This is a genomic window from Streptomyces sp. NPDC051211, from assembly GCF_040689505.1.
Lineage (GTDB): Bacteria > Actinomycetota > Actinomycetes > Streptomycetales > Streptomycetaceae > Streptomyces.
On the sequence record NZ_JBFBAV010000011.1, the window covers coordinates 76,812 to 99,669 of the forward strand.

The window sequence follows — 22,858 nt, forward strand, 5'->3', positions numbered from 1 at the left end:
TGCCGCTGCGCAGCAACCCAGCCCCACCGGCGTCGGAGCCCTACCCAGCCCCGCCGGCGTTTGAGGCGCGGGGTCCGGGGCGGAGCCCCGGTTCGGGAAGGGGCGGGGTGGGGAAAGGCCCCGCGCAGCGGGTGCGCGGGGCCCCAGGGGTCCGTGGGTCAGGTGCGGCGGGTGCGGCGCAGGAGCAGGGTGCCGGCCAGCGCCAGCGCCCCGGCCCCGGCCCCGGCCACCGCGATTCCGCCAGGTCCGCCAGGTCCGCCCGAGCCACCCGGGGAGGCCGCCGCCTCCACAGCGGCGTACCCACCGGCCTTCCCCCCCTTCGCATACGCCGACCCCGGCAACTTGTCCCCGTACGCCGCAGCAACCCGCTCCCGGTACGCCGCCAGCGTGGTCCCCTGGCCGACCGCCCGCACCGCGTCCTCGTCCAGCGGCAGCACCCGCTCGCCCCCGGCCACGTACCACGCGTCGATCTGCGGTTCCCGGAACACCGTCCCGCCGGGCAGCTTCGCCGCGCCCAGCCCGGCGTACCGGAATTCGTCGTCGCCGGTCGCGATGTTGACGACCTGCCAGCCGGCCGCGGTCTTCGCGGTCCACAGGGCGGCCTGCTGTCCGTCCGAGGAGACCGCCTTGCTGGCCAGGAACTCGAGCCGGGCCACCGGTGCTCCGGCCTTGCCGGCGACGAAGTCCGGGGACAGGTAGTGGACGGGTATCGCCTCGCCCTCGACTCTGGGCCGGGCCGCGGCGAGCGTGACCTTGCCCTCGCGGGCGAAGAACCGGGACAGGGTGGCGAGGCTGTCGGGCGCCCCGGCGGCCTGCCGGGCGGCGGCCTTGACCTCGGCGGTGGCGGCCGGCGGCTGCGGGACGGGGGCGGCCGAGGCGGCCTGCGGGGCCAGGCCGAGTACGGCGGCGGTGAGGGCGCCGGTGAGGGCGGCTGCGCGGAGGCTCATGGCGGTCACGCCCCGATCCGGTAGAGCGAGTGGGTCCAGGAGAAGGTGTCGTTGTTGACGTACCAGGCGTGCGACGCCCAGTTGTAGCGGTCGCTGGAGGGCCACGGATCGCCCCAGTACACCCAGCTGTTGGCGGTGTCGTAGCCGTAGATGACGTGCATGTGCCCGCCGCCGTTGGACCACTGGATCCGCGTTTCGATCGGCCGGTTCGCGTTGATCTCGGTCTGCACGGTGCTGTACCGCAGCCATCCGGTCACGTACGAGCCGGGGTTGATGCCGGCCCAGCTGAGGCCGTTCTGGACGTTGCCGAGGGTGGCCTGGTTGTTGGGGCACTCGGTGCCCTGCTGCCGGTTGAAGGCGGCGTTGCAGAACTGGTTCTGGCTGTAGTTGCGGCCGAACCAGGTGGCGATGGTGTTGCCGCCCGCGGCCCAGCACCAGTTGGTCTTCTGCTGGGCCTGCATGGTGATGTTCAGCCGTTTGTAGGCGAGGGCGGCGTTCGCGTCCGCGGCCCCGGCATCGGCGGCGGTTGCCGTGCCGGCGGGCAGTGCGAACAGCAGAGTGGTGATGAAGGCGGCCAGGGAAAGCCGCCCCTTTCGGTTGCGCATCGCGTTCCTCCCAGTGGGGAAGTGGGGGTGGAGGAGCGCGTCCGGACGCTGTGCAGGAGCATCAGGCTGTTGTCGCGATCAGGTCAACAGGCTTCAATGCACGGTGACATTGCAGTGTGAACGGGGAGACTGCGGTGTGAACGGCCGTCGCGCTGCCACCTGGACCACAGGAGTCACCGGCGCCCCCTCCCGCCCCGTCCCGCGTGAACGTTCACGTAAGGAGCCGCCATGCGCTCGTCCGGAAACCGCGCAACGGACCCTGCGGACCGAACGGATTCCGCCGAACTCGCGCAGCTGCTCCGGGCCGGTCCCTTCCACCTCGCACTGCGGGCCGCGCTCGCCGCGCGCGGGCTGCCGCTGCACCGGGTGCAGCACCGGCTCGCCGCCCGCGGCATCAAGTTGGGGGTGACCAGCCTCAGTTACTGGCAACAGGGCGCCCGGCGGCCCCGGCGGCCGGAGTCCCTCAAGGCGGTGCGTGCCCTGGAGCAGATCCTGGAGCTGCCGGGCGGTTCGCTGGCGCGGCTGCTCGGCCCGGAGGACGGCACGGCCGAGCCGGTCCGGCCGGCCGCACGCCCGTACCGCGCGCTGATCGGGGTCGGGGCGGCCGTGGAGGAGCTGCTGGCCGGGCTGGAGGTGCCGGCGGACGGCGGCCTGCACACCCTCGGCCATCACGAGCGGGTGCGCATCGGGCCCGGCCGCGAGCTGCAGGGCCGCGACTCCCAGCACGTCGTACGGGCGCACCGCGACGGCGTCGACCGCTACCTGGCCATCCACCACGGCGACCCGGGCTGCGACCCGGCCCGGGTGCGGGTGCGGGCGGAGGAGAACTGCCGGACCGGGCGGATCCGGTGGCACCGGGAGGCCGGGGTGGTGGTCGCCGAGCTGCTCTTCGACGCCCGGCTGCGGAGCGGGGACACCTACGTCTTCGGGTACGGCTTCGAGGACGGCACCGCGGGCAGCAGCAGCGAGTACATCCGCGGCTTCAGCTATGCGGGCGGCCAGTACGTGCTCCAGATCCGCTTCGACGAGGCAGCCCTCCCGGTGCGCTGCACCCGGTTCGGCCAGGCCGGGCCCGGCGCCCCGCGGACCGGCCTGGCGGACCTGACGCCGAGCGGCCGGCACCGCAGCGTGCACCTGGTGGAGCAGGGGGTCCGGCGGGGCATCCTGGGCATCGGCTGGGACTGGGAATGAGCACCCGGCCCGCGGCCCCGGCCCCTTCCCCCGGCCCTGGCTCCCGGCCCCTTCCCCTGGCCCTGGCTCCTGGCCCCTTTCCCTGGCCCTGACCCCTGCCGTGGCCTCTTGCCGTGGCCTCAGCCGGCGATGAGCTTGCCGCCCTCGGCGCGCACCGGTACCGCCGGCAGCGGGGTGTCGGCCGGGCCGCGCAGCACCTTGCCGGTGGTGACGTCGAAGCGGCTGCCGTGGCAGGGGCAGTTCCCCTCGTTCTCGACGATCTTGTCGAGGACGCAGCCCGCGTGCGTGCACTGGGCGCTGAACGCCTTGTACTGGCCCTCGGCCGGGCAGCTGACGAGGACCTTCCGCTCCCGGTAGAGCTTGGCGCCGCCGACCGGGACGTCGGCCGCGGGCCCCAGTTCCACGGGGGCGGTGGGGGTCGCCGGGGTGTTGCCGCCGCTGTTGGTCGCGGTGGAGCAGGCGGAGAGGGACACTCCGGCGCCGGCGGCCCCGGCGAGGGCGGCGGCGCCCTTGAGCACGGTACGGCGGGCGGCGGGCTGCGCGGACATCGGTTCTCTCCCAGGGGCGGGGCGGGCGGTACGGAGGGTTCCGACCCTACCGGCGGGGGTCCGGCCGCCCCCGGCCGGTATAGGTTCCGGTTGTGATCGTCGTCGGTGGAGAAGCCCTGATCGACCTGGTGCCCGTGGCGCAGCCGCCGGGCGCGCTGCTGCCCCGGCCGGGCGGCGGCCCGTACAACACCGCCCTGGCGCTGGGCCGGCTCGGTGCCGAGGTGGCGTTCTGCTCCCGGGTGTCCACGGACGGTTTCGGCGAGACCCTGCTGGCCGGGCTGCGGGCGGCGGGGGTGGACCTGTCGCTGGTGCAGCGCGGGCCCGAGCCGACCACGCTGGCCGTGCCCTCGCTCGCCCCCGACGGCTCGGCGGCGTACGGCTTCTACACGCAGGGCACCGCGGACCGGCTGTTCGCCCTGCCGGAGCGGCTTCCGGCCGGGGCGCGGGCGCTGGCCCTCGGCACCTGCTCGCTGGTGCTGGAGCCGGGCGCGAGCGCGTACGAGGCGCTGCTGCGGCGGGAGGCGGGGCGCGGGCTGCTCACCCTGCTGGACCCGAACATCCGGCCCGCGCTGATCGCGGACCCGGAGGCGTATCGTTCCCGCTTCCGGTCCTGGCTGCCGTACGTGTCCGTGCTGAAGCTGTCGGAGGAGGACGCCCAGTGGCTGGGCGGACGGCCGGAGGACTGGCTGGCGGCCGGGGCCTCGGCGGTCGTCCTGACCCGGGGCGCGGCGGGCCTGACGGTCCGCACGCGGGCGGGCGAGGAGCACCGCGCGGCGGGGGTGCGGGTCCGGGTGGCGGACACCATCGGGGCGGGCGACACGGTCAACGCGGCGCTGCTGCACCGGCTTTCCGGGCCGGGCCCGGTGGACTGGGCCGCCGCTCTCGCGTACGCGGCCCGGGCCGCCGCCATCACCTGCACCCGCCCGGGGGCGGAGCCGCCGCATGCGGCCGAGCTCGAGTGCGTATCCGCCGGGCCTGAAGCGCGGCATGAGTGAATGCAGGCGCGCCGGTGCACTGGGCGCCTCTTTTCACTGACCACTCATCGCTGACTGCCCTGGGGGGCCCATGAAACTCACGGTGTTCGGTGCCAGCGGCGGGGTCGGCCGCGAGGTCGTCCGGCAGGCACTCGACGCGGGTCACGAGGTGACGGCGGTGGTCCGTGATCCGGGCCGGCTGGGGGTGCCCGCGCACCCTCTGCTGCTGATCGCCACGGTCGCGGATCTCACCGACGCGGATGCGCTGTTGCCGGTGCTGGCCGGCCGGGACGCGGTGATCTCGGCGCTGGGCGCCGGAACGAACAAGAAGGCGAAGGCGGCTCCGGTCACGGGGCCGGCGGCCGGAGCGATCCTGGAGGCGATGGGGCGGACGGGGGTGCGGCGGCTGGTCGTGGTGAGCGCGGCGCCGGTGGGTCCGGACGTGCCGGAGGACGGGGTGCTGACCCGGACCGTGCTGCTGCCGCTGCTGCGGCGGGCGCTGCGGGATCTGTACGCGGATCTGGCGGTGATGGAGGCGGTGATCGCTGCGAGCGACACGGAGTGGACGGTGATCCGGCCGCCGCGGCTGCTGAACAAGCCGCACACCGGCCGGTACCGCCGGGTGTTCGGCGGCAACGTCCCCGGCGGCCGGTCGATCCCCCGCGCGGACGTCGCGGACGCGCTGCTCCTGGCGGTGGCGGAGCCCGCGTACGTCCGCCAGACGGTCGGCATCTCGGCGTAGCCGCTGCGCGGTGCCCTTCCCGAACTGGGGCTCCGCCCCAGACCCGCGCCTCAAGCGCCGGCGGGGCTGCAAGCAGCCCGCGCGGCGTTTGAGCGCACCCGGCGCGAAGCGCCGGACCGGGGGGCTGGGGGCTTGCCCCCAGTTCGGGAAGGGGCGGGTAGGGGAACAGCCGCGCGCAGCGGATCCCCGCGCCCCGCCCCGCTACGCCTTGCGCGCCCGGGTCGTCGTCTTCTTCGCCGCCGCCTTCTTGGCCGGCGCCCGCCGACCCGGCGTCGATTGCACCGCGTCAGACACCCGGTCCCCCAGGATGTCCCGCAGGAACTTGCCGGTGTGGCTGGCCCCCACGGACGCGACCTCCTCCGGCGTCCCCTCGGCGACGACCAGCCCGCCCCCGTATCCGCCTTCCGGACCCATGTCGATGACCCAGTCCGCGGTCTTGATGACGTCCAGGTTGTGCTCGATGACGATCACCGAGTTGCCCTTGTCGACCAGCCCGGACAGCACCTTGATCAGCTTCGAGATGTCCTCGAAGTGGAGGCCCGTCGTCGGCTCGTCCAGGACGTACACCGTGCGCCCCGTCGACCGCTTCTGCAGCTCGGACGCCAGCTTCACGCGCTGTGCCTCACCACCCGACAGGGTCGGCGCCGACTGTCCGAGGCGGACGTAACCCAGACCGACCTCGTTCAGCGTCCGCAGGTGGCGGGCGATCGTCGGCACCGCCTCGAAGAAGTGCAGTGCCTCCTCGATCGGCATGTCCAGCACCTCGGCGATGGACTTGCCCTTGTAGTGGACCTCCAGGGTCTCCCGGTTGTAGCGCGCCCCGTGGCAGACCTCGCACGGCACGTACACGTCCGGCAGGAAGTTCATCTCGATCTTGATGGTGCCGTCGCCGGAGCAGTTCTCGCACCGGCCGCCCTTGACGTTGAAGGAGAAGCGGCCGGGCAGGTAGCCCCGCACCTTGGCTTCCATCGTCTCCGCGAACAGCCTCCGGACGTGGTCGAAGACGCCCGTGTACGTGGCCGGGTTGGACCGGGGCGTCCGGCCGATCGGGGACTGGTCGACATGGACCACCTTGTCGACCAGGTCGTCGCCGGCGACCCGGGTGTGCCGGCCCGGTACCGACCGGGCGCCGTTCAGCTCGCGCGCCAGGTGCGTGTACAGGATGTCGTTGACCAGGGTGGACTTGCCGGAGCCGGAGACACCCGTGACCGCGGTGAGGACGCCCAGCGGGAAGGACACGTCGATGTCGCGCAGGTTGTTCTCGCGCGCGCCGTGGACGGTGAGGCGGCGGTCCCCGTCGACCGGGCGGCGGGCGTCCGGCACGGCGATCGACTTCTTGCCGGACAGGTACTGCCCGGTCATCGACTCGGTGTTCTTCAGGAGCTCCTTCAGCGAGCCGCTGTGGACCACCTTGCCGCCGTGCTCGCCGGCGCCGGGGCCGATGTCGACGACCCAGTCGGCCACCTTGATGGTGTCCTCGTCGTGCTCGACGACGATGAGCGTGTTGCCCATGTCCCGCAGCCGGACCAGGGTCTCGATCAGCCGGTGGTTGTCGCGCTGGTGCAGGCCGATGGACGGCTCGTCCAGGACGTACAGCACGCCGACGAGGCCGGAGCCGATCTGGGTGGCCAGCCGGATGCGCTGGGCCTCGCCGCCGGAGAGGGTGCCGGCCGCGCGGTTCAGGGACAGGTAGTCCAGGCCGACGTCGACCAGGAACCGCAGCCGCTCGTTGACCTCCTTGAGCACCCGCTCGGCGATCTTCTTGTCGCGTGCGTCCAGCCGGAGCCGGCCGAGGAAGTCCGCGCACTCGCTGATCGACATGGCGGAGACCTCGGCGATGGACTTCTCCATCACGGTGACCGCGAGCACGATCGGCTTGAGCCGGGATCCCTCACAGGTCGGGCAGGGCACCTCGCGCATGTAGCCCTCGAAGCGCTCCCGGCTGGAGTCGCTCTCGGCCTCCGAGTGCCGCCGCTTGACGAACGGCACGGCGCCCTCGAAGGCGGTGGTGTAGGCCCGCTCGCGGCCGTACCGGTTGCGGTAGCGGACCTCGATCTGCGTCTTGTGGCCGTACAGCAGGGCCTTCTTGGCGCGCTGCGGCAGCCCGGCCCAGGGGATGTCGGTCCGGAAGCCGAGCTCACCGGCGAGGGCGCCGATCAGGCGCTGGAAGTAGTCCTTGGTGTGGCCGAGGGACCACGGGGAGACCGCGCCCTCGTCCAGGGACTTGTCCTCGTCGGGGATGATCAGCTCCGGGTCGACCTCCATGCGGGTGCCGATGCCGGTGCAGTCGGGGCAGGCGCCGAAGGGCGAGTTGAAGGAGAAGGAGCGCGGCTCCAGCTCCTCGAAGGACAGGTCGTCGTACGGGCAGTAGAGGTGCTCGGAGTACATCCGCTCGCGCTCGGGGTCGTCCTCGGCGAGGTCGACGAAGTCCAGGATGACCATGCCGCCGGACAGGCCGAGGGCGGTCTCCACGGAGTCGGTGAGCCGGCGCTTGGCGCTCTCCTTGACCGTGAGGCGGTCGACGACCACCTCGATGGTGTGCTTCTCCTGCTTCTTCAGGGTGGGCGGCTCGGACAGCTGGATGGTCTCCCCGTCCACCCGGGCCCGGCTGTAGCCCTTGGTCTGCAGGTCCGCGAAGAGGTCGACGAACTCGCCCTTGCGCTCGCGCACCAGCGGCGAGAGCACCTGGAACCGGCTGCCCTCGGGCAGGGCGAGCACCTTGTCGACGATGGCCTGCGGCGACTGCCGGGAGATCGGGCGGGAGCACTCGGGGCAGTGCGGCTTGCCGATGCGGGCGAAGAGCAGGCGGAGGTAGTCGTAGACCTCGGTGATCGTGCCCACGGTGGAGCGCGGGTTGCGCGAGGTGGACTTCTGGTCGATCGAGACGGCCGGGGAGAGGCCCTCGATGAAGTCGACGTCGGGCTTGTCCATCTGGCCGAGGAACTGGCGCGCGTACGAGGACAGCGACTCGACGTAGCGGCGCTGGCCCTCGGCGAAGATCGTGTCGAAGGCCAGGGAGGACTTGCCCGACCCGGAGAGTCCGGTGAAGACGATGAGGGAGTCGCGGGGCAAGTCGAGCGAGACGTTCTTCAGGTTGTGCTCGCGAGCGCCACGAACGATGAGACGGTCGGTCACGCCGGTCCGCACCTTTCTGGAGAGGGTGGGGGCACGGGCCCCCGTCCCAGGGTATGGGGGGCGGCTCGGCAACGGATGGAGTCTGGATTGAGTCCGGACTTCCGAGCGTATAGCACGTGCATTCGATTTTCGGCACTCGACCGGGTGCTTCACCCGATCGTGTGGCGACGGCTAGGGTCGGCCCATGATTGATCATGTGCACGACCTGCAATCTGTACGTGAAGCCACCGAGCGGCTGCTGAGCGCGGTCGCGAAATTGGACAACGCCGCCCTGGCCGAGGAGTCACACCTCCCGGGCTGGACCCGCGGCCACGTCCTGGCCCACCTCGCCCGCAACGCCGACGCCCTCGTCAACGTCTTCGAGGGCCGCCCGATGTACGTGAGCGGTGAGGCCCGGGACGCCGACATCGCACGCGACGCCGACCGGCCTCTGGAAGAACAGCTGGCGGACCTCCGTGATTCCTGGACCCGCTTCCAGGCCACCACCGAGACCCCGCAGGACTGGTCCCGGACCGTCGAACTCCGCAACGGCGTCACCGACACCGCCTCCCGGATCCCCTTCCGCCGCCTCGTCGAGGTCGAGCTGCACCACGTCGACCTGAACATCGGCTACGAGCTGGCGGACCTGCCGGCGGAGTTCACCGCGCGGGAGATCGACTTCCTCGCCGACCGCTGGTCGGGCAACGCCGGCGTACCGGCCACCGAGCTGGTCTCCGCCGACGGCGGCACCTGGCGCACCGGCTCGGCCGGGGAGCCCGCCGTCACCGTCCGCGGCACCGCCCCGCAGCTGCTGGCCTGGCTGGCCGGCCGCGCCGACAAGGGCGCCTCCCTGACCACCGAGGGCGGCCCCCTTCCGGCCCTCCCGCCGCTCTAGGATTGCGTACATGACGTACAGCGGAGCGGTGAAGGTCGGCGGACCGGCCGACGTGCACGAACTCGCGGATCTGATGATCTCCAAGGTCGCCGTGGGCCCGATGAACAACAATGCCTACCTGCTGCGCTGCCGGGCCACCGGCGAGCAGCTGCTCATCGACGCGGCCGCGGAGCCCGACACCCTGCTGCACCTGATCGGCGACGACGGCATCGCGTCCGTCGTCACCACCCACCGGCACGGTGACCACTGGGGCGCCCTGCAGGCGGTGGTCGAGGCGACCGGCGCACGGACGTACGCCGGGGCGTACGACGCCGAAGGCATCCCGGTCGCGACCGACGTGCCCGTCGAGGACGGGGACACGATCCAGGTCGGCCGGGTCACGCTGACCGCCCGCCACCTGGTCGGCCACACCCCCGGCTCGATCGTGCTGGTCTACGACGACCCGCACGGCCACCCGCACGTGTTCACCGGCGACTGCCTCTTCCCCGGCGGCGTCGGCAACACCCAGGGCGACGAGGACGCCTTCGCCAGCCTGATCGGGGACGTGGAGGAGAAGATCTTCGGGCAGCTGCCCGACGAGACCTGGGTCTACCCGGGCCACGGCAACGACACCACGCTCGGCTCCGAGCGGCCGCACCTGGCCGAGTGGCGCGAGCGCGGCTGGTGATCCCTTCCCGGCCGGTCCTCCCGACCCCTCGGGAGGACCGGCCGGGGCATGCGCTCCCGCGCGTCCGCCGCCTGGCGAGAACCCGTCGGTCCCCGGTCAACACCGGGGTACGGTGCACTCCTTCCGGTCGAGCGTGACCGAACGCACCCCCCGAGCGCGCGTGAAGGGGTAGTTGGAGCTCCATGCACGAAGATCACTCCCCCGGCACAGACCCCGCCATTCCCACATCCGCCACCGCCCCCGCCACCACCCCGGCATCCCCCGCCGCCCCCCGGCCGTCCATGCTGCGGCTCGCCTCCGCCTCCCTGGCCGGCACCGCCATCGAGTTCTACGACTTCTTCGTCTACGGCACCGCCGCCGCCCTGGTCCTCGGCCCGCTGTTCTTCCCGACCTTCTCGCCGCTCGCCGGAACCCTCGCCGCCTTCGCCACCTTCGGCGTCGGCTTCGTCGCCCGGCCCCTCGGATCGGCCGTCTTCGGCCACATCGGCGACCGCTACGGCCGCCGCCCCGTCCTGCTCGCCTCACTCCTGCTGACCGGCCTGGCGACGGTCGCGGTCGGCTGCGTTCCCACGTACGGAAGCATCGGCGTGGCCGCGCCGGTCCTGCTGCTCCTGCTCCGCTTCCTGCAGGGCCTGGGGCTGGGCGGGGAGTGGGGCGGCGCCGTGCTGCTCACCGCCGAGCACGCCCCGGAACGGCAGCGCGGACTGTGGTCCAGCTTCCCGCAGGTCGGCCCGGCCGTCGGCTTCCTGCTGGCCAACGGCATCACCCTGGGGCTGTCGGCCGGCCTGACCGAAGCGCAGTTCACCTCCTGGGGCTGGCGGGTGCCGTTCTGGGCGGCCGGGCTGCTGGCCCTGGTCGGCCTGTGGCTGCGCCACTCGGTGGAGGAGACTCCGCAGTTCCGCGAGCTCGCCGAGCGCCGGGAGACGGCGAGCGCGCCGCTCGCCGAGGTGGTGCGCGGCCACTGGCGGCTGCTGCTCCTCACCGGCGGGGCGCTGGCCGTCGGCTATGCGGTGTTCTACGCCGTGACGACCTGGTCCCTGGCGTACGCGACGGAGCACCTGAAGGTGGACCGGACGGTGATGCTGGCCTGCATCATGACGGCCGTCGCCCTGAAGGGGGCGGTCACCCCGCTGGTGGCGGTGCTCGGCGACCGGTACGGCCGGCGGCCGCTCTGCCTGGCCGGCTGCGCGGCCTCGGCCCTGTGGATGTTCCCGCTGATCGCCCTGCTGCGGACGGCCGACCCGCTGCTGATGACCCTGGGCTTCATCGGGGCGCTGTTCGGCATGGTGACCATGTTCGCGGTGGTGGGGGCGTACCTGCCGGAGCTGTACGAGCCGAGGATCCGCTGCACGGGTGCCGCGGTCGGGTACAACCTGGGCGGGGTGCTGGGCGGGGCCCTGACACCGCTGGTGGCGACCGCGGTGGCGGACGGTTCGGGTCCGCCGTGGGGTGTCGCGGCGTACCTGACGGCGGTCGCCCTGCTCAGCCTGGGCTGTTTCGCGCTGCTGCCGGAGACCAATCCGGCGGTGGCCGCGGGTACGCGGACGGGGGCGGCCGAAGCGGCCGCCCCCGCATGACCCGGACCGGGCACGCCGCCCGGACAAGGGCTTAGGCGTCGATGCTCTCCTGGCGGGCGGCCTCCGCGGCCGCCTGCTTCTTCGAGGCCATCAGGCTGGTGATCGTGGTGATCACCAGCACGCCGCAGATGACGCCGAGGGAGACGGGGATGGAGATCTGCGGGACGTGTACGCCGGACTCGTGCAGGGCGTGCAGCACGAGCTTGACGCCGATGAACCCGAGGATGATGGACAGGCCGTAGCTGAGGTGGACCAGCTTCTTGAGCAGTCCGCCGATGAGGAAGTACAGCTGGCGCAGGCCCATCAGGGCGAAGGCGTTGGCGGTGAAGACGATGTACGGGTCCTGGGTGAGGCCGAAGATGGCCGGGATGGAGTCCAGGGCGAACAGCACGTCGGTGGTGCCGATGGCGAGCATGACCACCATCAGCGGGGTGAGGATGCGCTTGCCGTTCTTCTCGATGAAGAGCTTGGTGCCGTGGTACCGGTCGGCGACACCGAACTTCTTCTCGACGGACTTCAGGAGGCGGTTCTCCTCGAACTCCTCGTCCTCATCGTCGGAGCGCGCCTCCTGGATGAGCTTCCAGGCGGTGTAGATCAGGAACGCGCCGAAGATGTAGAACACCCAGGCGAAGCTGGAGATGATCGCGGCGCCGGCCGCGATGAATATCGCGCGGAGCACCAGGGCGATCAGCACGCCCACCAGCAGCACGCGCTGCTGGAGGTGGGAGGGCACCGAGAACTTCGCCATGATCAGCACGAACACGAACAGGTTGTCCACACTGAGCGACTTCTCGGTGATGAACCCGGCGAAGAACTCCTGGGAGGCCTGGCCGTTGCCGAAGAACAGCAGGCCGAGGCCGAAGAGCGCAGCCAGGACGATCCAGACGACCGTCCAGGTGCCGGCTTCCTTGATCGATACGTCGTGCGGTTTGCGGCCGATGAAGAAATCGGCGCCGATGAGGATGCACAGACCGGCAATGGTCAGCACCCAGAGGGTCCACGAAACGTCCACTACTTCCACGCCTCCGGCAGATGGCTCGAGCACAAGGTCAGCGTCATCGCTGCCGGAGGTCTCTTCCACCTGCGGCCCGAGGGCCGCGGGCCGACGCCCCGGGACCGATCGCGGTCCGTATTGACGGGTACGTCGCAGCAGGAAACAGCGGGAATACTCCCCTCCGCAGGCCCAAGAGTACCCGTATGGGGTAGGAAAGGTAAAGGGATGCCCAAGGAGTGGTCAGCTGATGGTCAGGGCGGGGCCTGCGGCGGTCACCCGCCGGTGGTGCGCCGGACCTGGGCGACCGCCGCGAGCGCCCGGTCCAGCACCGCGCTGCCGGCCGGCACGGGGGCCGGCTCCAGGGTCCAGGCATGGCCGACCCAGGGGTCCGCGAGATGGTCGTCCGGAACGGGCGACAGCCTCATCAGCGAACGCCACAGGGGGTCCAGCAGCGGCCCGTAGGCCGAGGCCTCGTCCCGGTCCGCCACCATCAGCAGGTGCACGCCGACCCGCGGGCCCTCATCGGCCAGGTAGCGCAGCCGGGTGACCGCCCGGTCGTCGAAGCCGTGCGGGAAGTCGTGCACGATCAGCAGCTGCTCGCCGGTGTCCAGGTCGGGCGGCAGGTCCTCCGGGGCCCCGGCCCGCACCGCCATCTGTACGAGGTCCACCCGCCGGGTGAGCTCTTCCAGGGTCCGGCTGACGCCCGCGGCTCCGGCGGCGGGCGGCGCGGCCAGCACCCCCGACCGGACCAGGGGCTCCAGGGCGGCCGAGCCGGCCCCGGCGGCGTCGATGACGTGGACGCCGAGCCCGCCGCCGGGGTGGACGGCGAGCATCCGCGCGGCGTGCGCCACCGCCATGTCCAGCGCGGCCCGGCGCAGCCGGTCGGTGTCCATGGCCATGGCCGCTTCCGAGCCGGTGCGCCCGTTGTCGATCCAGAGGCCGCGCTCCAGCGGGAGCCGGACCAGCATGGGAATGCGCAGGCCGGGGCACTCGGGCAGGTGGAGGTCGCCGAGGCGCAGCGCCATCGGGCCGTCCTCGCCCGGGCCGGGCACGCGGTGGGCGTGCCAGACGGGGTTGTCCCAGCGGGCGTACGCGGCCGGCAGCGCGGGCTCGACCACCTCGATCTCGGCGGTCAGCTGGGCCAGATCCCGGTCCAGCACGGACCTGGCCTGGTCGACGAGCTCCGTACGGCGGGCCAGGGCGGCATCCCGGGCGGCGTTGCCGGAGCCGCCCAGGCGGTGCCGGGGGTCGGACAGGACCTCGTCCAGCTCGCGGTCGAGCCGGGAGTCGGCGAACTCGACGGCGCTGCGGTAGGCGGCGACGGCCCGGGCCAGGTCCTCGAACATGCCCCAGACCTGGTTGTAGAGCCGCTCGTCCATGGACCAGCCGCTGGCATCGCCGGCGACCGGCCGGGGCGGCTCGCCGGGAGCCGCGGGCGGCACCTCCGGTGCGGCCGGGGGCGGCACGGTGCGCGAGCGCCGCGGATGCGCGTAGTCGATGGTGGGCGGACCCGCGCCCTCCGCCGGCCCGGGCGTACCGGGCGTACCGGGGGCGCCGGTCGTGCCGGAGCCGCGGCCAGGTCCGCCTCCGTGGCCGTGACCGCCTCCCTGGCCGAGCGTGCCGTCGGGTGAGGCCGGTGCGGGCGTCGGAGCGGGGGGAGCCGGGGCCGGGCCCGGCGTGCCCGGGTAGGGGACGCCGGAGACCGGTACCTGGGCGGGCGCGGGCGCGGCCGCGCCCAGTGCCTCGGCGGCCAGCCCGGCCGCCGCCGGGGCGCCGAGCCCGGCGTCGGTGAGGAGGGCGCCGAGCCCGTCGGCGTACCCCTGGCCCACTGCGCGGACCTTCCACGCGCCCTGGCGGCGGTACAGCTCCACCGCCACCACGGCGGTCTCGGTCGCCAGGCCGGACAGGGTGTACCCGGCGAGCTCCTCGCCCGCCGGGTCGGCCACCGTGACGTGGGAGGCCGGTACGGCCCCGAAGCCGATCGGCCCGTTCGGCGGGAGCACGAGCAGCACGCCGACCCTGTGCACCTCTTCGCCGACCGCGTCGAGGTCGACGGCGAACCGGTGCTGCCCGGCGGCCTCGCCGGGCACCTCCAGCCCCGGCAGCTGCCGGGCGCCGGGGTGTGCCAGCGCGGCGGGGCCGGTCGGCCGGCCCGCTTCGTCGGTGAGCAGGGCCAGGGCGAGCACAGCGGTGCCCGCCGAGACCCTGATCTCCACCCGGCTCCGGGACAGGGGATGGTTCTGCCCCCGGACCAGTTCGGCCGTCATCCTGCAGCCCCTCCCCCGTTGTGCGTTCTGCTAGACGTGCGATGCGATGGCCGACAGCAGGTCCTGGAAGGTCCGGCCGTTGGCCGGGATCCCCAGGGCCGTCATCTGCCAGCCGGAACCGACCCGGTGGACCTTGGCCATGATCTGCGCGGTGTACGCGCCGCCGCCGTCGAGCGTGTACCGGGCCAGCTCCTGGCCGTTGGTCTCGTCGACGATCCGGCAGAACGCGTTCTGCACTTCCTGGAAGGTCTGGCCGGTGAACGAGTTCACCGTGAAGACGATCTGGTCGATGTGCACCGGCACCCGCGCCAGGTCGACGAGGATCGCCTCGTCGTCCCCGCCCTGGCCGACGCCGCCGACCAGGTTGTCGCCGGTGTGCCGGACCGAGCCGTCCTTGCTGACCAGCTGCTGGAAGAACGCGACGTCCTGCGGCTCCTTGCCGGCGAACAGCACCGCCGAGGCGTCCAGGTCGATCTCGCGGGTCCGGGATCCGAACAGTCCGCGCCGCTTCGCCGCCTGCCAGCCGAGGCCCATGCGGACCGCGGTCAGCGTCCCCCCGTCGGACTTCTCGAGGCTGATGGCCTGGCCCTTGGTCATGTTGACCGTCACGCGCTGTCCCCTCTCGTTCGCCACCTACCCGGCCACCCTACTGACCGCGGGCCCGGTCAGGCGAGGCCCGCCTCCTTCATCTGCCGCAGCTCCTTCTTCAGTTCGCTCACCTCGTCGCGGATCCGGGCCGCGACCTCGAACTGGAGGTCGGCGGCGGCCGCCCTCATCCGCTCCGTCATCTCCTCGATGATCCCGGCCAGTTCGGCGGCCGGCCGGTCGGTGGGCACAGCCGCGCCGGCGCCCTTCGCGCCCTTGGCCGCCTTGGCGCCCTTGCCCGCCTTGGGCGCGTGCACGCCGAGCGAGGGAACCGGGGCCTTCGCGCCCTTGCCGTCCTTCGCCTGCCGGTAGCCGGACCCCAGCAGCTGCTCGGTGTCGACCTCCTCGCGGGCGATGGTGGCGACGATGTCGTTGATCTTCTTGCGCAGCGGCTGCGGGTCGATCCCGTTGGCCGTGTTGTACGCGATCTGCTTCTCCCGGCGCCGGTTGGTCTCCTCGATGGCCTTCTCCATCGCCGGGGTCATCTTGTCCGCGTACATGTGGACCTGGCCGGAGACGTTGCGCGCGGCGCGGCCGATGGTCTGGATCAGCGAGGTGCCGGAGCGCAGGAAGCCCTCCTTGTCGGCGTCGAGGATCGCCACCAGCGACACCTCGGGCAGGTCGAGGCCCTCGCGGAGCAGGTTGATGCCGACCAGGACGTCGTACTCGCCGGCCCGCAGTTCGCGCAGCAGCTCGATCCGGCGGAGGGTGTCCACGTCGCTGTGCAGGTAGCGGACCTGGATGCCGAGCTCCAGGAAGTAGTCGGTGAGGTCCTCGGCCATCTTCTTGGTGAGGGTGGTGACCAGGACCCGCTCGTCCTTCTCGACCCGCTGCCGGATCTCGTGGACCAGGTCGTCGATCTGCCCCTCGGTGGGCTTGACGACCACCTCGGGGTCGACGAGGCCGGTGGGGCGGATGATCTGCTCGACGAAGCCGTCGGCGCGGGACAGCTCGTACTTGCCGGGGGTGGCCGACAGGTAGACGGTCTGGCCGATCCGCCCCAGGAACTCCTCCCACTTCAGCGGGCGGTTGTCCAGGGCGGAGGGCAGCCGGAAGCCGTGGTCGACGAGGGTGCGCTTGCGGGAGGCGTCGCCTTCGTACATCGCGCCGATCTGCGGGACGGTGACGTGCGACTCGTCGATGACGAGGAGGAAGTCCTCGGGGAAGTAGTCGATCAGGGTGTTCGGCGCGGATCCGCGCTCGCGGCCGTCCATGTGCAGCGAGTAGTTCTCGATGCCGGAGCAGGAGCCGATCTGCTGCATCATCTCCAGGTCGTACGTGGTGCGCATGCGCAGCCGCTGCGCCTCCAACAGCTTGCCCTGCTTCTCCAGCTCGGCGAGCCGCTCGGCGAGTTCCGTCTCGATGCCGCGGATCGCGTTCTGCATGCGCTCGGGGCCGGCGATGTAGTGGCTGGCGGGGAACACGTACTGCATCCGGTCGTCGCTGATCACCTCGCCGGTCAGCGGGTGCAGCGTGGAGAGCGCCTCGATCTCGTCGCCGAACATCTCGATGCGGACGGCGAGTTCCTCGTAAACCGGGAAGATCTCGATGGTGTCGCCGCGGACCCGGAAGGTGCCCCGGGTGAAGGCCAGGTCGTTGCGCGTGTACTGGATGTCGACGAAGCGGCGCAGCAGCTGGTCGCGGTCGATCTCGTCGCCGACCTTGAGCGGGACCATCCGGTCCACGTACTCCTGCGGGGTGCCGAGGCCGTAGATGCAGGACACGGAGGCGACCACGACCACATCGCGGCGGGTGAGCAGCGAGTTGGTCGCCGAGTGCCGCAGCCGCTCCACCTCCTCGTTGATGGAGGAGTCCTTCTCGATGTACGTGTCCGACTGCGGGACGTACGCCTCGGGCTGGTAGTAGTCGTAGTACGAGACGAAGTACTCGACGGCGTTGTTGGGCAGCAGTTCGCGGAACTCGTTCGCCAGCTGCGCCGCGAGGGTCTTGTTCGGTGCCATGACGAGTGTCGGGCGCTGGAGCTTCTCGATCATCCACGCAGTGGTCGCCGACTTGCCGGTGCCGGTGGCGCCGAGCAGTACGACGTCCTTCTCGCCCGCGCGGATGCGCTTCTCCAGCTCGGCGATGGCCGCCGGCTGGTCTCCGCTGGGCTGGTAGGAACTGACCACCTCGAAGGGGGCCACCGTGCGTTCGATCTTCGATACGGGCCGCATGAGTCCACCGTACGACCCTCCACCGACAGTCACCCCGACACGCGGCGACGTGGGCCGTTTGTCGTAGTTCACTGGCGTCGCGTTGATCACGAACCGCATGATCCCGGACAAATGCAACAGTCACACAGGAGGGGAACGCGCATGTACCTACGACCCCTGGCCGCGGCAACCGCCGCCTTCCTGGGCCTGGCCCTCGCACTGACCGGCGGAACCGCTCCCTCCGCCGCGGCCGGTGCCCGCGTCGCCGCCCCCGGCACCGGTGCGGTCCGCTCCGCCGGACCGGAGCTGGACCGGCTGCTGGGCGTACCCGTCCTCTACGCCCACCGGGGGGCGTCCGCCTACGCCCCGGAGAACACCCTCGCCGCCGTGGACGCGGCCTACGAGCTGGGCGTGGACTGGGTGGAGAACGACGTCCAGCGCACCAAGGACGGCCAGCTGGTCGTCATCCACGACGACACCCTCACCCGCACCACGGACGTGAAGAAGGTCTTCCCGAACCGCACGTCCTGGAAGGTCGGCGACTTCACGGCCGCCGAGATCGCCCGGCTCGACGCGGGGAGCTGGTTCGGCCCCGAGTTCGCGGGCGCCCGGGTGCCGACCCTGCGCCAGTACCTCGACCGGGTGCGGTCCAACGAGCAGCGGCTGCTGCTGGAGATCAAGAAGCCCGAGCTGTACCCGGGGATCGAGCGGGACACCCTGCGGGTCCTGGAGCAGGCCGGCTGGCTCGGCGAGGACACCGTGCGGAACCGCCTGGTGGTCCAGAGCTTCAGCGCCGACTGCGTCCGCACCGTGCACAGCCTGCGGCCCGACCTGATCACGGCCTTCCTGGGCACCCCGCCGGTCGGCGACCTCGCCCGGTACGCCGAGTTCGCGGACCGGATCAACCCGTGGCACACCACGATCTCGGCCGAGTGGGTCGCGGCGGTGCACGGGGTGCGGGGCGCGCACGGCGACACCATGCGGGTGGACACCTGGATCGTGGACGACGCGGCGCTCGCCCGGAAGGTCCAGGCGATGGGCGTGGACGGGATCATCACCAACGCTCCGGACGTGGTCAGGGAGGCCGTGGGCTGGTTCTGAGCCGGTTCCGGGCAGCGCCGTCGCCGTTGTCGCCGTTGTCGGCGTAGTCGGCGTAGTCGGCGCTGTCAGTGGGGCGCCGTACGGTGGATGCGTGGACAGCACCGAGCGGCCCCGGGGGCCGCGCCTCGAATGGACCGTGGTCGCCAGCGACATCGGTCCGCTCTTCCTGGCCGCGACCGAGGAGGGTCTGGTCCGGGTCGAGTTCCATGCCGAGCCGGACCGGCCGGATCTCGCCGATCCGCTGGTGTCCCGGCTCGGCGCCGACGCCCGGCGCCCGGACCCGGGCCGGGAGGACCTGCTCGCCGAGCCCATACGCCAGCTGACGGCCTACTTCGCGGGCAGCCTGCGCCGCTTCGAGCTGCCCCTGGACTGGCGGCTCTCGGCCGGGTTCAACCGCCTCGTCCTGCGCGAGCTGGCGAGCTCGGTGCCGTACGGATCGGTCGTCGGGTACGGGGAACTGGCCGCCCGCGTCGGGCAGCCGGGCGCGGCCCAGGCGGTGGGCGCTGCCATGGGGTCGAACCCGCTCCCGGTGGTCGTGCCCTGCCACCGGGTGGTGGAGAACGACGGCGGGATCGGCGGCTTCGGCGGCGGGGTGGAGACCAAGCGGGCGCTGCTCGCGCTGGAAGGCGTACTGCCGCAGCCCCTCTTCTGAGCCCTCCTCCCAGCAGTCTTCCGGGCAGCCTTCTGCCCGGTCTCCCGAGCACCGCATATCCCGTTCCCCTGCCGCGTCAGGGCTGCAAGACTGCGGCGGTGACCACTAGCGCCGCCGAAACCCCGCACACCGTGCCCGTCTCCCCCGAGGACCTCCCGGGGATCCAGCGCCGCACCCGGGCGGTCCTCATGGCCAGCCAGGTCATCGGCGGGCTCGGGGTGCCGATCAGCATCGCCCTGGCGCCGGTGATGGCCACCGAGGTCAGCGGCTCGGAGGCACTGTCCGGCCTGGCCTCCAGCGCCTCCGTGGCCGGCACCGCCCTGCTGTCGCTGCCGCTGGCCGCCCTGATGACCCGGCGCGGCCGGCGGCCCGGGCTGGTGCTCGCCTACCTGATCGGCGCGCTGGGCTCGGCGGTGGTCGTCCTCGCGGCGGCGATCGAGAACTTCCCGCTGCTGCTGCTCGGCATGGCCGCGTTCGGCGCCGCTTCCTCAGCGAACCTCCAGGCCCGGTTCGCCGCCGCCGACCTCGCCACGCCCGACCACCGGGCCCGTGCGATCTCCACGGTCGTCTGGGCCACCACCCTGGGCGCGGTACTGGGTCCGAACCTGTCCGCCCCGGCCAGCCGCAGCTTCGCCGGGACCTCCATACCCGAGACGGCGGGCCCCTTCCTGTGGGCCGCCGTCATCTTCCTGGTCACCGCCGCGCTGATATCCGTCCTGCTGCGCCCCGACCCGCTGCTGACCGCCCGCGCCCTGGCAGAGCCCGCGGAGCAGGCCGCGGAGGCCCGGTCGCTGCGGGCCGGCCTGGCCGCGGTGAAGGCATCGCCGCGGGCCCGGCTGGCGCTGGTCACGGTCACGGTGACGCACACCGCCATGGTGTCGATCATGGTGATGACCCCGCTCGACCGCACCCACCACGGCGCCTCGCTGGACCTGATCGGCCTGGTGATCAGCGGCCACATCGCGGGCATGTTCGCCTTCTCCCCGGTGTGGGGGTGGCTGGCGGACCGGATCGGCAGGCTCTCGGTGATCGGTCTGGCCGGCGGGCTGCTGTGCATCGCCGCGCTGCTCGCCGGCACCGCCGGGGACAGCCACGCGCAGAGCGCGGCCGGCCTGTTCCTGCTCGGTCTGGGCTGGTCGGCGGGCCTGGTGTCCGGGTCGGCGCTGCTCACCGACTCGGTTCCGCAGGCCGCCCGGGCCGCCGTCCAGGGCCTGTCCGACCTGAGCATGAACACGGCGGCCGGACTGGGCGGCGCCGCGGCCGGCCTGGTCGTGGCCCAGGCGGGCTACGGCTGGCTGAACGTCCTCGGTGCCGCACTGCTGGTCCCGCTGGCGGTGCTGGCCCTGTTCACCGCGCGGCGGCCGGCCGTCAAAGACTGATGTGGTAGGCCTTGCGGAGCGTCTCGTGGACGGTCCAGGTGGTCCGGTCGCCCTCGCGCAGCACACAGGCCGAACCGGGGCCGACCTCCAGGGTCGCTCCGCCCTCCACCTCGATGGTGGCGCGGCCGCTGACCACCACGAACAGCTCGTCGGCCTCGGTGTCGGTGACCACGCCCGGGGTGATCTGCCAGATGCCGCGCAGCTGCTTGCCGTCCGCGGACTCCCACAGCACCTTGCCGGACACCACGGGCGAGCCGGAGACGATCTGCTCCGGATCGAGGTCCTCCACCTCCAGTTCGGCGTCCGGGACGTCGGGGACCGGGACGGCGAAGGAGGCAGGGCCGGGGGCGGGTGCGGGGGCGGGTGCGGTGGTGTGATCACTGGTGCTCATGGCGCGTCACCCTAGCCCGGGCGGGCCGCCGGCCAGGGTCACCACATCGTCCACGATCCGCGGGTCCGGCCCGTCACCCTGTCGACCGGGAACGACGCTACTCGGACAGGGGCGCGGGAGGGAGTTTGGGGGCCCGGCTGCCGTGCCATGGATGGGGACATGCCACAGCACGCAGAGATCCCGGTCCTGTCCGAAGAGGTACACGAGGCGCTCGCCCGGCAGCAGCCGGTCGTGGCGCTCGAATCGACGATCATCGCGCACGGCCTGCCGCGTCCCCGGAACCTGGCGGTGGGTGCCGAACTGGAGGCCCTGGTCCGGGCGGAGGGGGCGGTGCCGGCCACGGTCGCGGTGCTCGACGGGGTCCCCCGGGTCGGCCTGGACAAGGCGCAGCTGGAGCGGATCGCGGGCGGGGAGGGCGTACGGAAGCTGGGTCACCGGGATCTGGCGCCTGCGCTGGCGGCCGGGGCGACCGGGGCGACGACGGTGTCCGCCACGGCCTTCCTGGCGGCGCGGGCGGGGCTGCGGGTGTTCGCGACGGGCGGGCTGGGCGGCGTACACCGGGAGTTCGCGCAGACGCAGGACGAGTCGGCGGACCTGCCGCTGCTGGCGCGGACCCGGATCACGGTGGTGTGCGCCGGCGTGAAGTCGATCCTGGACGTACCGGCCACGCTTCAGCGGCTGGAGACGCTGGGGGTGACGGTGCTCGGCTACGGGACGGAACGTTTCCCCGGCTTCTACCTGGCCGATTCCGGGCTGCCGGTGGACTGGACGGTGCAGCGGCCGGAGGAGGTGGCGGATGTGATGGCGGCTCAGGACGGCCTGGGCGGGCCGGAGTCGGCGGTGCTGGTCGCCAACCCGGTGCCCGAGGCGGAGCAGCTGGATCCGGCGCTGCACGACCGGGTGCTGGCGGAGGCGCTCGCCGCGTGCCGGGAGCGGGGCATCGGCGGACAGGCGGTGACCCCGTTCCTGCTGGATTTCCTGGTACGGGCGACCGCCGGGGCCTCCCTGGAGGCGAATCTGGCGGCGGTGCGCGGCAATGTGCGGCTGGGTGCACGGATCGCGGCGGCCTGGGCGGCCCGGTGAGCGGAGCCCTGCTGGTGGTCGGGGACGTGGTGACGGATGTCGTCGCGGTGCATACGGAGCCGCTGACCCCGGCCACGGACACGGCCGCCCGGATCCGCACCCTGCCGGGCGGCGCCGGAGCCAACGCGGCCTGCTGGGCGGCGCACGAGGGGCTGGCCGATGTCGGTCTGCTGGCCCGGGTGGGCACCGACTCGGCCGACTGGCACCACCGGGCGCTGCTGGCGGCCGGGGTGCGGCCCCGGCTGGTGGTCGATCCGGCGGTGCCGACGGGGACCGTGGTGGCCCTGGTGGGCGGGGACGCGGAGCGCACCTTCCTCACCGACAGCGGGGCGGCGCTGCGCCTGTCCCCGGCCGACTGGGCCCCCGCCCTGCTGGACGGGGTGGCCCATCTGCACCTGTCCGGCTACCTGTTCTTCGCCGATTCGAGCCGGGAGCTGGCCCGGGTGGCGCTCCGGGCGGCCGTGGCGCGGGGGGTGCCGGTGAGCGTGGACCCGGCGTCGGTGGGGTTCCTGGCCGGGCTGGGTACGGAGGGCTTCCTCGCCGCGGCCGCGGGAACGGACGTACTGCTGCCCAACGAGGCCGAGGCACGGCTGCTGGCCGGCCTGCCGCCGGACGCCCCTGCCGCGCGGGCCGCCGCGGAGCTGAGCCGGCGGGTGCCGCTGGTGGTGGTCACCCGGGGTGAGGCCGGGGCCCTGGTGGCCCGGGAGGGCGCGGTCACGGCCGAGGTGGCCGCGGCTCCCTCCCGGGCGGTGGACACCACGGGGGCCGGGGACGCGTTCACCGGCGGCTTCCTGGCGGCCCGGCTGTCGGGCGCGTCGGCGGTGGAGGCGGCCCGGGCGGGCTGCCTGGCGGCGGCACTGGCGGTCACCCGGCTGGGCGGCCGCCCGGTCTGACCGCTTCGGGCACCACCTCGGGCCCGCCTCGGGCCCACCT

At 72.8% G+C, this 22,858-nt stretch carries 20 protein-coding genes; 11 read left to right on the forward strand and 9 right to left on the reverse strand.

The window, feature by feature from the left end:
* Positions 1-158 precede the first annotated feature (158 nt).
* Together AB0447_RS13855 and AB0447_RS13860 are read right to left on the reverse strand one after the other, a co-directional pair.
* On the reverse strand, positions 159-947 hold the full coding sequence (locus AB0447_RS13855; protein ID WP_366476943.1) for a hypothetical protein: 789 nt from the start codon (positions 945-947) through the stop codon (positions 159-161).
* A gap of 5 nt (positions 948-952) precedes the next feature.
* Positions 953-1,552 (reverse strand): papain-like cysteine protease family protein, encoded by a 600-nt coding sequence (locus tag AB0447_RS13860; RefSeq protein WP_366476835.1) that lies wholly within the window; start codon positions 1,550-1,552, stop codon positions 953-955.
* A 228-nt stretch (positions 1,553-1,780) separates the two neighbouring features.
* Between AB0447_RS13860 and AB0447_RS13865 the strand changes: the two genes are divergently transcribed.
* On the forward strand, positions 1,781-2,743 hold the full coding sequence (locus AB0447_RS13865) for a hypothetical protein (protein ID WP_366476836.1): 963 nt from the start codon (positions 1,781-1,783) through the stop codon (positions 2,741-2,743).
* A 119-nt stretch (positions 2,744-2,862) separates the two neighbouring features.
* Here AB0447_RS13865 and AB0447_RS13870 read toward each other — a convergent pair whose 3' ends face one another.
* Positions 2,863-3,291 (reverse strand): Rieske (2Fe-2S) protein, encoded by a 429-nt coding sequence (locus AB0447_RS13870; RefSeq protein WP_366476837.1) that lies wholly within the window; start codon positions 3,289-3,291, stop codon positions 2,863-2,865.
* 92 nt (positions 3,292-3,383) lie between these two features.
* On the opposite strand from AB0447_RS13870, the gene AB0447_RS13875 reads away from it, so the two are divergent.
* Complete coding sequence (locus tag AB0447_RS13875; RefSeq protein WP_366476838.1) at positions 3,384-4,286, forward strand: carbohydrate kinase; 903 nt, start codon at positions 3,384-3,386, stop codon at positions 4,284-4,286.
* A 70-nt stretch (positions 4,287-4,356) separates the two neighbouring features.
* Positions 4,357-5,007 carry an NAD(P)H-binding protein gene (locus AB0447_RS13880; RefSeq protein WP_366476839.1) on the forward strand — a complete coding sequence of 217 codons (651 nt, stop codon included), beginning with the start codon at positions 4,357-4,359 and terminating at the stop codon, positions 5,005-5,007.
* Between the two features lie 201 nt (positions 5,008-5,208).
* Here AB0447_RS13880 and uvrA read toward each other — a convergent pair whose 3' ends face one another.
* Positions 5,209-8,154, reverse strand: a complete 2,946-nt coding sequence (uvrA, locus tag AB0447_RS13885; protein WP_366476840.1) for an excinuclease ABC subunit UvrA — start codon at positions 8,152-8,154, stop codon at positions 5,209-5,211.
* A gap of 172 nt (positions 8,155-8,326) precedes the next feature.
* On the opposite strand from uvrA, the gene AB0447_RS13890 reads away from it, so the two are divergent.
* The 3 genes from AB0447_RS13890 to AB0447_RS13900 all read left to right on the forward strand — a co-directional run bounded on the left by AB0447_RS13890 (position 8,327) and on the right by AB0447_RS13900 (position 11,260).
* Complete coding sequence (locus AB0447_RS13890) at positions 8,327-9,016, forward strand: maleylpyruvate isomerase family mycothiol-dependent enzyme (RefSeq protein WP_366476841.1); 690 nt, start codon at positions 8,327-8,329, stop codon at positions 9,014-9,016.
* A 10-nt stretch (positions 9,017-9,026) separates the two neighbouring features.
* Positions 9,027-9,683: an MBL fold metallo-hydrolase gene (locus AB0447_RS13895; RefSeq protein WP_366476842.1), complete on the forward strand. Its 657-nt coding sequence runs from the start codon at positions 9,027-9,029 to the stop codon at positions 9,681-9,683.
* Positions 9,684-9,964: 281 nt separating this feature from the next.
* Complete coding sequence (locus tag AB0447_RS13900; protein ID WP_366476944.1) at positions 9,965-11,260, forward strand: MFS transporter; 1,296 nt, start codon at positions 9,965-9,967, stop codon at positions 11,258-11,260.
* 31 nt (positions 11,261-11,291) lie between these two features.
* Here AB0447_RS13900 and AB0447_RS13905 read toward each other — a convergent pair whose 3' ends face one another.
* The 4 genes from AB0447_RS13905 to uvrB all read right to left on the reverse strand — a co-directional run bounded on the left by AB0447_RS13905 (position 11,292) and on the right by uvrB (position 17,340).
* Positions 11,292-12,272, reverse strand: coding sequence for a TerC/Alx family metal homeostasis membrane protein (locus AB0447_RS13905; RefSeq protein WP_366476843.1), 981 nt, complete (start codon positions 12,270-12,272; stop codon positions 11,292-11,294).
* A gap of 254 nt (positions 12,273-12,526) precedes the next feature.
* On the reverse strand, positions 12,527-14,521 hold the full coding sequence (locus tag AB0447_RS13910; RefSeq protein WP_366476844.1) for a TerD family protein: 1,995 nt from the start codon (positions 14,519-14,521) through the stop codon (positions 12,527-12,529).
* Between the two features lie 30 nt (positions 14,522-14,551).
* Entirely contained in the window at positions 14,552-15,130 is a 579-nt protein-coding gene (locus AB0447_RS13915; RefSeq protein ID WP_366476845.1) for a TerD family protein, read from the reverse strand.
* Between the two features lie 56 nt (positions 15,131-15,186).
* Positions 15,187-17,340: an excinuclease ABC subunit UvrB gene (uvrB, locus tag AB0447_RS13920; protein ID WP_366476846.1), complete on the reverse strand. Its 2,154-nt coding sequence runs from the start codon at positions 17,338-17,340 to the stop codon at positions 15,187-15,189.
* Positions 17,341-17,481: 141 nt separating this feature from the next.
* Here uvrB and AB0447_RS13925 point away from each other — a divergent pair, with 141 nt between their 5' ends.
* The 3 genes from AB0447_RS13925 to AB0447_RS13935 all read left to right on the forward strand — a co-directional run bounded on the left by AB0447_RS13925 (position 17,482) and on the right by AB0447_RS13935 (position 20,451).
* Positions 17,482-18,420, forward strand: a complete 939-nt coding sequence (locus AB0447_RS13925) for a glycerophosphodiester phosphodiesterase family protein (RefSeq protein ID WP_366476847.1) — start codon at positions 17,482-17,484, stop codon at positions 18,418-18,420.
* Between the two features lie 91 nt (positions 18,421-18,511).
* On the forward strand, positions 18,512-19,072 hold the full coding sequence (locus AB0447_RS13930) for a methylated-DNA--[protein]-cysteine S-methyltransferase (protein ID WP_366476848.1): 561 nt from the start codon (positions 18,512-18,514) through the stop codon (positions 19,070-19,072).
* A gap of 98 nt (positions 19,073-19,170) precedes the next feature.
* Complete coding sequence (locus AB0447_RS13935; RefSeq protein ID WP_366476849.1) at positions 19,171-20,451, forward strand: MFS transporter; 1,281 nt, start codon at positions 19,171-19,173, stop codon at positions 20,449-20,451.
* Here AB0447_RS13935 and AB0447_RS13940 read toward each other — a convergent pair.
* Positions 20,441-20,842 (reverse strand): cupin domain-containing protein, encoded by a 402-nt coding sequence (locus tag AB0447_RS13940; RefSeq protein ID WP_366476850.1) that lies wholly within the window; start codon positions 20,840-20,842, stop codon positions 20,441-20,443. The genes AB0447_RS13935 and AB0447_RS13940 overlap by 11 nt on opposite strands.
* 159 nt (positions 20,843-21,001) lie before the next feature.
* Between AB0447_RS13940 and AB0447_RS13945 the strand changes: the two genes are divergently transcribed.
* Positions 21,002-21,925 carry a pseudouridine-5'-phosphate glycosidase gene (locus AB0447_RS13945; protein WP_366476851.1) on the forward strand — a complete coding sequence of 308 codons (924 nt, stop codon included), beginning with the start codon at positions 21,002-21,004 and terminating at the stop codon, positions 21,923-21,925.
* A complete protein-coding gene (locus AB0447_RS13950) occupies positions 21,922-22,818 on the forward strand; it encodes a PfkB family carbohydrate kinase (RefSeq protein WP_366476852.1) in 897 nt (298 codons plus the stop codon). The genes AB0447_RS13945 and AB0447_RS13950 overlap by 4 nt, the downstream gene beginning before the upstream one ends.
* The last annotated feature ends 40 nt before the right edge of the window (positions 22,819-22,858 follow it).